The organism is Geodermatophilus ruber, from assembly GCF_900114385.1.
GTDB lineage: Bacteria > Actinomycetota > Actinomycetes > Mycobacteriales > Geodermatophilaceae > Geodermatophilus > Geodermatophilus ruber.
In genome coordinates this window covers 226,677-238,339 of sequence record NZ_FOSW01000001.1, presented here as the reverse complement: position 1 = coordinate 238,339, position 11,663 = coordinate 226,677, and the positions used below count along the sequence as shown (strand labels likewise).

The window sequence follows — 11,663 nt, the reverse complement described above, 5'->3', positions numbered from 1 at the left end:
CACGTCACTCAACCATGCGTTCGCCCCGCTGTCCGCTCGAACGCCGCTGACCGGTGATCGCGAGGTCGCCGGGACCGGCCTCAGGTGGTGCGCTGGTCCTTGGGCTCGGCCCGGGCGTCCAGCTGGATCTCCTTCTCCGCCCGCGGCACGCCCTCCTTCATCTCCTTGGTGCGCTCGATCTCGGCGTCGAGCTCGATGCCGAAGAGGAGGGCCACGTTGATCAGCCAGAACCAGACGAGGAAGATGACCACGCCGGCCAGTGCCCCGTAGGTCTTGTTGTAGCTGCCGAAGTTGGCCACGTAGAAGGCGAAGGCGGCCGAGGCGACGATCGCCACCAGGATGGCGACCGCGGCGCCCGGGCTGACCCACTTGAACCCGCGCAGCCGCACGTTCGGGGTCGCGTAGTACAGGACCGCGATCATCAGCGCCAGCACCACGAGCATGACCGGCCACTTGGCCACGTTCCAGACGGTCAGCACGGTGTCGCCCAGCCCGATGGCCTGCCCGATCGCATCGACGACAGGGCCGCTCAGCACGAGCATGGCGACGATGACGGCGGCGAACAGGATCCCGAGGAGCGTGACCAACAGCTGGAGAGGCTTGAGCTTCCAGATCTTGCGCCCCTCCGGTGTCTCGTAGACGACGTTGGCCGCCCGCGTGAACGCACCGACGTAGCCCGACGCCGACCAGACGGCGCCGGCCAGACCGAGGATCAGGCCGAGGCCCGCCGAACCGGTGTTGCCCGCGATCTGCTCGATCACCGGGTTCAGCGTCTCGGCGGCCTGCGCAGGCACCACGGCGGTGAGTGCGTCGGTGAGCTGCTGCGGATCGGTCAGCAGGCCGACGATGGACAGCAGTGCGATCAGGGCGGGGAACAGTGCCAGGACGCCGTAGTACGTGAGCGCGGCCGCCCAGTCGGTGAGGTTGTCCTCGCTGAACTCCGTGACGGTGCGCTTCAGCGTGCCGCCGGCGGTGGCCTTGCCCGTGGCCCCGCTCGGGGCGTAGTCGGCGCGGGTGCCGCTGACCTTGTCGTCGTCGGGCGCGGGGTCGTCCCGGCGTGCAGGGGCACCGGCGGTGTTGCCGGAGAACCGGGTGTCCCCGGCGGCCGTCGAGCTGCTGCGGCGGTCCATCGATCGTCCTCCGGTCGGGCGGGAAGTGAGCCTCGGGCACTCCCTGCCCCGGACCAGCCGGTTCCATTCCTGCGACCGGGATGTCGGCGGCCCGGCCCGCACCGCAGCCACGCACGTGAAGTCGATCACGTTCGGTCGGGTGATCCTCACCATTCGACGATTGAGACGTTGTCCGGCGGGGGAACACTGACCCGACGAGGCACCGCAGGGGTCGTCGCCCCGGCGGTCACCGACGAGAGCAGCAGGGGGACGAACCGATGGTGCTGTGGCCGGCTGTGACCCTGATCGGGTTCCTGGTCCTGACCGCACTGGTGATCGTGATGGGCACCACCACGACGGCCCGCTACGAGCGCGAGCAGCGTGCCGCGGCGCGCGGGTCGGCCACCGCGGCCGAGCCGATGGGAGCCGCTCGCGCCGCCTGACCCGGGAAGCCGAGCCGACCCGCGCGCCCCGCCGTTCCCCCCGGAGCAGCGGGGCGCGGGCGTGTCTACAGCCAGCTCTCCGGCAGGTCCAGGACGGTGCGGTCCAGCGACTCCAGCAGGTCCAGCCGGGTGTGCACCGTCGGCAGCTCGTACCGGGCGAAGTACCGGGCCGCCGCCCGCTTGCCCTCGTGGAAGTCGCTGGTGCGCCCGGCCGTCGCCAGGGCCTGTTCCAGCCACAGCCAGGCGACCACGACGTGCCCGGCCGCCTCCAGGTAGGCGCTCGCGTTGGCCAGCGTCACCGCCGGGTCGCCGACGCCCCACAGGGTCGCGGTCACCCGGGTGAGCCGGTCGACGGCGGCGTCGAGATCGACCGCGAACCCGGCCCAGTCCGTCCCGGCCGCGCGGGCGGTCGTCGCCGCGATCGTCCCGGCGAGCAGGCGCAGCCCGGCGCCGTCCTGCATGACCACTTTGCGGCCGAGCAGGTCCAGCGCCTGGATGCCGTTGGTGCCCTCGTGGATCGGGTTGAGCCGGTTGTCCCGGTAGAACTGCTCGACCGGGTAGTCGCGGGTGTAGCCGTAGCCGCCGTGCACCTGGATCGCCAGGTCGTCGGCGACCGGGCCCCACTGGGAGGGCCAGGCCTTCGCGATCGGCGTCAGCATCTCCAGCAGCAGGTGTGCCCGCGCCCGGTCGGCCTCGGACCCCGCCGTCTGCTCCTCGTCGACCAGCCGCGCGCAGTACAGCCCGAGGGCGAGCCCGCCCTCCACGTAGGACTTCGCCGCCAGCAGCATCCGGCGGACGTCGGTGTGCTCGATGATCGGCACCGGCGGGGCGGAGGGGTTGCGGTCGGTCGGCGGGCGGCCCTGGGTGCGGGTGCGCGCGTACTCCAGCGCGTGCAGGTACCCGGTGTAGCCGAGTGCGGTCGCGCCCATCCCGACGCCGATCCGCGCCTCGTTCATCATGTGGAACATGTAGGTCAGGCCGCGGTGCTCCTCGCCGACGAGGTGGCCGACCGCGCCGGCCCGCCCGCCGGGGGTGTGCACGCCCTCGCCGAAGTTCAGCAGGGTGTTCGTCGTCCCCCGGTAGCCCATCTTGTGGTTGAGCCCGGCGAGGACGACGTCGTTGCGCTCGCCGAGCGAGCCGTCGTCCCGCACCAGGAACTTCGGGACGACGAACAGCGAGATGCCCTTCACCCCCGGCGGGCCGCCGGGCACCTTCGCGAGCACCAGGTGGACGATGTTCTCGGTCAGCTCGTGGTCGCCGGCGGAGATCCACATCTTGTTGCCGGTCAGCCGGTAGGTGCCGTCGTCCTGCCGCTCGGCCCGGGTCGTGATGTCGGCGAGCGAGGAGCCGGCCTGCGGCTCCGACAGCGCCATCGTGCCGAACCAGCGGCCCTCGACCATCGGCCCGACGTAGGTGTCGATCTGCTCCCGGCTGCCGTGGGCGAGCAGCAGGCGGGCGTTGGCCATCGTGAGGAACGGGTAGGCCGCCGTGCCGACGTTGGCCGCCTTGAACCAGGCGAACACCGCCTGGCCGACGACGTGCGGCAGCTGCATGCCGCCGAACTGCTCGTCGAACTCACCGGCCATCAGCCCGGCGTCGGCGAACACCTTCAGCGCCCGGCTGACCTCGGGGATCAGCTCCACCCGGCCGTCGACCATCCGGGGCTCGTTCTCGTCGGCCGTGCGGTTGTGCGGCGCGAAGTGCTCGGTGGCGATCCGCTCGGCCAGCTCCAGCACCGCGTCGAACGTCTCGCGGGAGTGCTCGGCGTACTGCGGGCGCTCGAGCAGCGACTCGACGTCCAGCCACTCGTGGAGGAGGAACTCCAGGTCGCGGCGGGACAGGATCAGCGACGACGGCGGCACGGTGCGGGAACCTCCGGATGGCGGGACTCCCCGCGATCGTGAGGTTCCCGGGAACGACGCGCCAGTGCGGCCGGCGTGTCGCCCCCGGGAACGTCGCGATCGCGGAGGGGGTGGGGGGTCAGGACGACGGCGTGGCGTCTCCTGGGCGGCCCACCGGCGGCGCGGTGGACGTCGGCGCCGCGGCACCGGCCGCCTGCGTGGCCTGCTCGCCGGCGTCCGCACTGTCCCCACCCGCGGTCTGCGCGGCGGCCTGGCGGGCCTGGATGCCCGACTGGGTGCTCAGCGCCAGCTGGGGGAGGAACAGGAACACGAAGAACCCGAGCGCCACCACGCAGGCCGCGATGAGGAACACCAGGTCGATCGAGCTGGAGAAGCCGACCTTGAACGGCAGCGCCAGGGCGTCGGGGAGCTCCTGGATGAACGAGGTGTCCGACAGGTCGCTGCCGGCGCCGCCGAGCTGCTGGAACTGCGGGCCGAGCGCGGGGTTGGCCGCCACGGCGTCGCCGACGGCCGTGTCGATGTCCACCGGCAGCCGGCTGAACAAGACCGACAGGAAGGCCGCGGTGCCGATCGTGCCGCCCATCTGCCGGAAGAAGGTCACCGACGAGGTGGCCACGCCCATCTCCCGTGGCGAGACGGCGTTCTGCACCGCCAGGATCACCGGCTGGAAGTTGAAGCCCAGGCCCAGGCCCAGCAGCACCATGAACGGCACCAGGGTCCACACCGAGGTGTCGGCGTCGACGACGAAGGACATCGAGAGCAGGGCGGTGGTCATCAGCGCGATGCCCACCAGCGGGAAGATCTTGTACCTGCCGGTCTTCGAGATGGCGATGCCCGAGCTCATCGCGCCGATCATGATGCCGGCCACCAGCGGGATCATCTGCAGGCCGGCGACGGTCGCGCTGGAGCCGTGCACGATCTGCAGGTACTGGGGCAGCAGGAGCAGGCCGCCGAACATGCCGGCGCCCATGACGAGGCTGCCGATGCCGCTGACGGCGAAGCTGCGGTTGCGGAACAGCCGCAGGGGCAGCAGCGCCTCGTCCCGGTAGGCGCGCTCGGCCAGGATGAACAGGACGAAGCCGACCGCGCCGATCACGTAGCAGACGACGGCGCCGGACGACGTCCAGCCCCAGGTCCGGCCCTGCTCGGCGACGACCAGCAGCGGCACGAGGAAGGTGATCAGGGCCAGCGCACCGGGCCAGTCGATGCGGTGGTCGTGCCGCTCGTGCGGCAGGTGCAGCACGCGGTAGACGGCGATGAAGGCCAGGGCGCCCAGCGGGACGTTGATGAGGAAGATCCAGCGCCAGCCGTCCAGCCCGAGCAGGGAGTCCTGGCCGGCGAAGAACCCGCCGATGACCGGACCCAGCACGCTGGAGGTGCCGAACACGGCCATGAAGTAGCCCTGGTACCGGGAGCGCTCCCGCGGCGGCACGATGTCGCCGATGATCGCCAGGGCCAGCGACATCAGGCCGCCGGCGCCGATCCCCTGGATCGCCCGGAACGCGGCCAGCTGGTACATCGTGGTGGCGAGGCCGCAGAGGACCGAGCCGACGACGAAGACCGCGATGGCGAACAGGTAGAACGGCCGCCGGCCGTAGATGTCGGAGAGCTTGCCGTACAGCGGCGTGGCGATCGTCGAGGTGATCAGGAACGCCGTCGTCGCCCACGCCTGCAGGTCGTAGCCCTGCAGGTCGTCGGCGATCGTCCGGATGGCGGTGGCCACGACCGTCTGGTCGAGGGCGGCCAGGAACATGGCGACCATCAGCCCGACCAGGATCGTGACGATCTGCCGGTGGGTGAAGGCGCCGTCGGCGCCGGGTGCGGCGGCCGCCGCGCGGGCGCCTCGCCGCTCGGCCGCGCGGGTGCGGGTGCTCTGGCTCATGAGGTCTCTCTCGGGAGTTGGGCAGCGGCGGGATCGGTGGGCAGAGAGGCGGCGACGCCGTCGAGCAAGCGGCCGAACAGCGTGGTGAGGGTGGCGAGCTCCTCGGTGGTCCAGTCGGCGGTGACCCGCCCGAGGTGGGCCTCCCGCTCGGCGCGGACCTGATCCAGCGCGGCGTGACCGGCCTCGGTGACGACCAGCCGGCTGGCCCGCCCGTCGGTCTCGTCGGCGACCCGCTGCACCAGGCCCCGCTCGATCAGTGTGGCGACGTGCCGGCTGACCGTGGAGGGGTCGGCGTGCACGAGGTCGGCGAGGGCGCCCTGGCGCAGGGGGCCGAGCCGGGCGAGCGGGAAGAGCAGGACCAGCGCCGCGCGGTCGCGGCTCTCCGCGGCCTGGCTGCTCTTGAGCGCGTGCACCAGGCGCATGAACCGGGGGAGCTGCTCGCCGAGCGTGCGCAGCTCGGACGGCCGGTCGCCCGCGGGGCCGGGACCCGGGGGGCCGGATGCGGGCCGGGGAGTGGGCACGGGGGACTCCGGGGGACGGCGGGCGGGAACACGTGCACGCTACAAGCGGTTGTTCGTGGCAAGCAACCAGTTGCAGGGTGCACGTAGGTGAGTTGGCTCACCGCGGTTCCGCCCGGGTCGATGGGATCCTGGAGCGGCTGCCCGCTGCCCGCACGCCGGGTCCCGCCCTGCCCCCAGACGAGGAGACATCCCCCGTGACCCCGCCCGACCAGCTCCGCACGCGGCCGGCCGGAGCTCCCGCCGGTGACCGGCGGGGGCCGGCCGACGACCTGCGCGCGCGGCTCGCGGAGCTCACCGTCGAGGACGCGCACCGGCTGGGCCGGCGGCTCGACGGGCTCCGTCGCACCCGGGACGCCGACGCGCGGGCCCGCCAGCGGGACCGGATCGCCGCCGACGTCGCCACCGCCGAGGAGGTGATCGCCCGCCGGCGCGCTGCCGTCCCCGCGGTGCGCTACCCCGCCGAGCTGCCGGTCAGCGCCCGGCGCGAGGACATCGCCGCCGCGCTGCGCGAGCACCAGGTGGTCGTCGTCGCGGGCGAGACCGGCTCCGGCAAGACCACCCAGCTGCCCAAGATCGCCCTCGAGCTGGGCCGGGGCGTGCGCGGGCGGATCGGGCACACCCAGCCGCGCCGGATCGCCGCGCGCACCGTCGCCGAGCGGATCGCCGAGGAGCTGGAGACGCCGCTGGGCGACGTCGTCGGCTGGAAGGTGCGCTTCACCGACCAGGTGGGCGACTCGACGCTGGTCAAGGTCATGACCGACGGCGTGCTGCTCGCCGAGATCGCCCGCGACCGCCTGCTGCGGCAGTACGACACGCTCATCATCGACGAGGCGCACGAGCGCAGCCTCAACATCGACTTCCTGCTCGGCTACCTGGCCCAGCTGCTGCCGAAGCGGCCCGACCTCAAGCTGGTCATCACCTCCGCGACCATCGACGTCGACCGGATCGCCAAGCACTTCTCCGTCGACGGCGCCGAGGTGCCGGTCGTCGAGGTCAGCGGGCGCACCTATCCGGTCGAGGTGCGCTACCGGCCGGTGGTCGACCCGGACGACCCGGACGCCGACCCCGACCGCGACCAGGTCACCGCGATCGCCGACGCCGTCGACGAGCTGGTCGCCGAGGGCCCGGGCGACATCCTGGTGTTCCTCGCCGGCGAGCGGGAGATCCGCGACGCCGCCGACGTGCTCACCGACCGGTTCCCGGCGGTGGAGGTCCTGCCCCTCTACTCCCGCCTCTCGGCCGCCGAGCAGCACCGGGTCTTCGCCCCGCACACCGGTCGGCGAATCGTGCTGGCCACGAACGTCGCCGAGACCTCGCTGACCGTCCCGGGCATCCGGTACGTCGTCGACCCCGGGACCGCGCGCATCTCCCGGTACAGCGCGCGGACCAAGGTGCAGCGGCTGCCGATCGAGCCGATCAGCCAGGCCTCGGCCCGCCAGCGCTCGGGCCGGTGCGGGCGCACGTCGGACGGCATCGCGATCCGCCTCTACACCGAGGAGGACTTCGAGAGCCGGCCGGAGTACACCGACCCGGAGATCCTGCGCACCAGCCTCGCCTCGGTGCTGCTGCAGATGGCCGCGCTCGGCCTCGGGGAGGTCACCGACTTCCCCTTCATCGACCCGCCGGACCGCCGCGCGGTCGCCGACGGCCTCGCGCTGCTCGAGGAGCTGCACGCTCTCGACGAGCACGGGAAGCTCACCGACACCGGGCGGGCGCTGGCGGCCCTGCCGCTGGACCCGCGGCTGGCCCGCATGGTGGTCGAGGCCGATCGGCGCGGCGTGCTGGAGGAGGTGCTGGTCATCGCCGCGGGCCTCACCATCCAGGACCCCCGCGAGCGCCCCGCCGAGCACCAGCAGGCCGCCGACCAGATGCACGCCCGATTCGCCGACGAGCACTCCGACTTCCTGGCGTTGCTCAACCTGTGGCGGTACCTCACCGAGCAGCAGGACGCGCTCTCGGGCAACCAGTTCCGGCGCACCGTGAAGCGCGAGTTCCTGCACTACCTGCGCATCCGCGAGTGGCAGGACCTCCACGGCCAGCTGCGCGGCACCGCCCGGCGACTGGGCATGTCCCTCGGGGAGCCCGCCGCAGAGCCCGACGAGCGCGGCATCCACGCCGCCCTGCTCGCCGGGCTGCTCTCCCACGTGGGCCTCCAGGCCGAGCCCCCCAAGGGCCACAGTGGCCACAATGGCTCGTCTCGGCGGGGGAGCCGGGAGTACCTCGGCGCCCGCAACGCCCGCTTCGTGATCGCCCCCGGCACGCCGCTGGCGAAGAAGCCGCCGCGCTGGGTGGTCGCCGCCGAGCTGGTGGAGACCAGCCGGCTGTTCGCCCGCACCGTCGCCCGCGTCGACCCCGAGGTGGTCGAGCAGCTGGCCGACCACCTGGTCAAGCGGCAGTACTCCGAGCCGCGCTGGGACGCCAAGCGGGGCTCGGTCGTCGCCACCGAGCGGGTGACCCTCTACGGCCTCCCGCTGGTCGTCGGCCGGCGGGTGCAGTACGGCTCGATCGACCCCGTCGTCTCCCGCGAGCTGTTCATCCGGCACGCCCTGGTGCAGGGCGAGTGGACGACGCACCACCGGTTCTGGCACGACAACCAGCAGGCGATCCAGCGGGTCGCCGAGCTGGAGGAGCGCGCCCGCCGCCGCGACATCCGGGTGGACGACGAGACGCTGTTCGAGCTCTACGACGCGCGCCTCCCGGCCGAGGTGGTGTCCACCCGGCACTTCGACCGGTGGTGGAAGTCCGCCCGGCGGGAGACCCCCGGGCTGCTGACCCTCACCCCGGAGATGCTGACCAACGCCGCCACGGCCGGTCAGGTCCGGGCGGAGGACTTCCCCGATGCGGTGCCGCTGACGCAGGGCCTCACCCTGCCGCTGTCCTACGCGTTCGCGCCGGGCACCGCGCAGGACGGCGTCACCGTCGACGTCCCCCTCGCCGTGCTCGACACCGTCGTCGAGCGCACCTCGGGGGAGTCGCTGGCATTCACCGTCCCCGGGCTGCGCGAGGAGCTGGTCACCGCGTTGCTGCGCACCCTGCCCAAGCAGCTGCGCCGCGCGCTGGTGCCGATCCCGGACCGGGTCCGCGAGGTGCTCCCCCGCATCGCGCCGTCCGAGCCGTTGCTGCCGGCCCTGGAGCGCGAGCTGCGGCGGTCGGCCGCGGTCGTCGTCCCGCCGGAGGCGTGGTCGCCCGAGCAGGTGCCCGACCACCTGCGGGCCACCTTCCGCGTCATCGACGAGCAGCACCGCCCGCTGGCCACCGGCAAGGACCTGCAGGCGCTGCGCACGCAGGTGGCGCCGCAGAGCCGGGCGAGCCTGGCCGCGGCCGCCTCCGACGTCGAGCGCACCGGGCTGACCGAGTGGTCGTTGGGGGAGCTGCCGCGCACCGTGGAGGTCCGGCGCGGCGGGCACGTGGCCACCGCCTACCCCGCCCTGGTCGACGAGGGGGAGACCGTCGGCGTCCGCGTGGTCGCCACCGAGGTGGAGGCGACCCGGCTGACCTGGCGGGGTGCCCGCCGGCTGCTGGTGCTGGTCGCCGGCTCCCCGGCCCGGCAGGTGGTGAAGTCGCTGTCGCCGCGCACGCGGCTGGCGCTGCAGTTCAACCCGGACGGCGAGATCCCGGCGCTGGTCGACGACTGCGTGGACGCGGCCGCCGACGAGCTGATCGCCGCCGCCGGCGGCCCACCCCGGGACGAGGCTGCCTTCGCGGCGCTGGTGACGGCGGCCCGCGCGCAGCTGCTGCCGCTGACCACCGACACGGTGGGCCGGGTGGAGGCGGTGCTCACCCAGGCCCGCGAGGTCGCCGTCGCGATCGGTGCCGCGCCCGGCCGGCGGGTGCCCGAGCGGGCCGTCGCCGACCTGCGCCGGCAGATGGGCGGCCTGCTGCACCGCGGTTTCGTGGCCGCGGCCGGACGGCGCCGGCTGCCCGACATGGTGCGCTACCTCAGGGCGATGGCCCACCGGCTGGAGAAGCTCCCGGCCACTGCGGTCCGCGACGAGCTGTGGAGCGCCCAGGTCGCGGCGGTGACGGCGGAGTACGAGCAGCTGCGGAGGCAGGTGCCCGCCACCGGTGCGCCGGACGACCCGGTCGCCCGGGTGCGCTGGATGATCGAGGAGCTGCGGGTGGGGCTCTTCGCCCACTCCATCGGTACCCCGCGGGCGATCTCCGAGCAGCGTGTCTACAAGGCGATCGACGCGCTCCTCGCCTGAGCAGGGACCGTGGGTCTGGCCAACGAGGGGCCAGGGCATGCCCGTCTGACCTGGTTTGCCTCCGGCGGCTCCCGGGGACGAGGTGGAGGACCCGTCCGACCACACACCGAGGAGAGCCGGCATGAGCGAGCCCACCGGGAAGACCCGAGCCGCCGGGGAGGGTCTCTCCGACGAGGAGCTGATCGAGGCCGTCGCGGAGCAGACCGACAGCGCCTCCGAGCGCGCCGACGTGGCCGGCAAGAACTGGAACGGCGACCCGAGCTCCGCGCCGGACCCGAACAGCTGACCGCCGGGGCGGCGCCGCCGCGGGTTCCGGGCCCGGGAGCTGCAGACCCTGCGCGGGTTCGAGCACCTGCCGGTCACCCTGGGCTGAGCGCCGGCTCCTCCTCGGTCCGGACGACGGCGTCGCGGGCCGCCCCCCAGCCGGCCCAGGTCATCGGCCCCAGGAGCACCAGCAGCAGCCCGACCGGCCAGGCCCAGCCGCCGGTCAGGTCGTGCAGCCAGCCCAGCACCAGCGGGCCGGCGGCGGCGAGGAGGTAGCCCAGGCACTGGGCGACCCCGCCCAGCCGCGCCGCCGTCAGGGGGGTGGGGCTGCGCAGCACGATCAGGGTCAGGGCCAGCGCGAAGCCGCTGCCCTGGGCCAGCCCGAAGGCGCACACCCACACCGTCGTCGCGGTCCCCGGCGCGAGGAGCAGGCCGCCGAGGCCGACCAGGTACGCCAGCCCCACGGCGAGCACGAGCGGGCGCTGGGTGCGCATCCGACCGGCCTGGGCCGGGGCGAGCAGCGCGCCGGCGGCACCCACGAGGTTGGCCAGGCCCAGCAGCAGCCCGCCGCGGGAGACGGGGACGCCGGAGTCGGCGAGCAGCGTCGGCAGCCAGGCCGCGACCGAGTAGAACTGGACGCTCTGCAGGCCGATGAAGGCAGTCACCTGGCGGGCCAGCGGCTGCCGGAGCAGCACCCACGAGCCCCCGCCCGGGACGTCGCCCCGGGCGGCGCGGCGCGCGTGCCCGGTCCCGGCCACCGGCAGCCACAGGGCCAGCGCCGCCAGCGCCAGGCACAGCCAGGAGCCCAGCGCGACGCGCCAGTCCCAGCCGAACGCGGTGGCCAGCGGGACGGTCGCGGCGGCGCCGACCGCCGCGCCGATGTTGAGCGACGCCGAGTACACCCCCATGACCGCGCCGGGCCGGGAGACCTCCCGCTTGACGTAGGCGGGCATGAGCACGTTGGCCAGGGCGATCGCCGCGCCGGCGAGCAGGCTGCCCGCGTAGAGCAGCGCCACCGGCGGGAACAGCCGCAGCGCGATGCCGGCCGCGAGCAGCAGAAGCGAGACCGCCACCGCGAGCTCCAGCCCGATCCGCCGCGCGAGGCGCGGCGCCACGGGGGCGAAGGCGCCGAAGCAGAGCACCGGCAGGGTGGTCAGCAGGCCGCCCAGCGCCGAGGAGAGCCCGGTGTCCGCACGCAGGTCGCCGAGCACGGGGGCGACGGCGACGACCGCCGGCCGCTGGTTGAGGGCCACGGCGACGACGGCGCACACGAGCAGCAGTGCGGCTGCGCGGGAGCGCGTCCCGACCCCGCCGTCCATCCCGGACAGCTCACCACACCGCGGGCGGGGCCCGCGGCGCGGACGATCGAGAGCTTCC

Annotated in this window: 8 protein-coding genes; 3 read left to right on the top strand and 5 right to left on the bottom strand. The window is 73.8% G+C overall.

Translation table 11 applies throughout. The annotated features are described in order from the left end of the window. Window positions 1-80 precede the first annotated feature (80 nt). Window positions 81-1,130: a YihY/virulence factor BrkB family protein gene (locus BMZ50_RS01255; protein ID WP_091320152.1), complete on the bottom strand. Its 1,050-nt coding sequence runs from the start codon at window positions 1,128-1,130 to the stop codon at window positions 81-83. Window positions 1,131-1,387: 257 nt separating this feature from the next. On the opposite strand from BMZ50_RS01255, the gene BMZ50_RS23915 reads away from it, so the two are divergent. Further along, window positions 1,388-1,552 carry a hypothetical protein gene (locus BMZ50_RS23915; protein ID WP_177212578.1) on the top strand — a complete coding sequence of 55 codons (165 nt, stop codon included), beginning with the start codon at window positions 1,388-1,390 and terminating at the stop codon, window positions 1,550-1,552. Window positions 1,553-1,617: 65 nt separating this feature from the next. Here BMZ50_RS23915 and BMZ50_RS01250 read toward each other — a convergent pair whose 3' ends face one another. The 3 genes from BMZ50_RS01250 to BMZ50_RS01240 all read right to left on the bottom strand — a co-directional run bounded on the left by BMZ50_RS01250 (window position 1,618) and on the right by BMZ50_RS01240 (window position 5,817). Continuing rightward, a complete protein-coding gene (locus BMZ50_RS01250; protein WP_091320149.1) occupies window positions 1,618-3,414 on the bottom strand; it encodes an acyl-CoA dehydrogenase in 1,797 nt (598 codons plus the stop codon). 118 nt (window positions 3,415-3,532) lie between these two features. Then, entirely contained in the window at window positions 3,533-5,296 is a 1,764-nt protein-coding gene (locus tag BMZ50_RS01245; protein ID WP_091320145.1) for an MDR family MFS transporter, read from the bottom strand. After that, window positions 5,293-5,817, bottom strand: a complete 525-nt coding sequence (locus BMZ50_RS01240; protein WP_245753230.1) for a MarR family winged helix-turn-helix transcriptional regulator — start codon at window positions 5,815-5,817, stop codon at window positions 5,293-5,295. The genes BMZ50_RS01245 and BMZ50_RS01240 overlap by 4 nt, the downstream gene beginning before the upstream one ends. A gap of 194 nt (window positions 5,818-6,011) precedes the next feature. Between BMZ50_RS01240 and hrpA the strand changes: the two genes are divergently transcribed. After that, a complete protein-coding gene (gene hrpA / locus BMZ50_RS01235) occupies window positions 6,012-10,022 on the top strand; it encodes an ATP-dependent RNA helicase HrpA (protein WP_091320141.1) in 4,011 nt (1,336 codons plus the stop codon). Window positions 10,023-10,143: 121 nt separating this feature from the next. Further along, window positions 10,144-10,308, top strand: a complete 165-nt coding sequence (locus BMZ50_RS23910; protein ID WP_177212577.1) for a hypothetical protein — start codon at window positions 10,144-10,146, stop codon at window positions 10,306-10,308. A gap of 73 nt (window positions 10,309-10,381) precedes the next feature. Here the strand turns inward: BMZ50_RS23910 and BMZ50_RS01230 are convergent, their stop codons facing one another. Continuing rightward, on the bottom strand, window positions 10,382-11,605 hold the full coding sequence (locus BMZ50_RS01230) for an MFS transporter (protein WP_091320137.1): 1,224 nt from the start codon (window positions 11,603-11,605) through the stop codon (window positions 10,382-10,384). Between the last annotated feature and the right edge of the window lie 58 nt (window positions 11,606-11,663).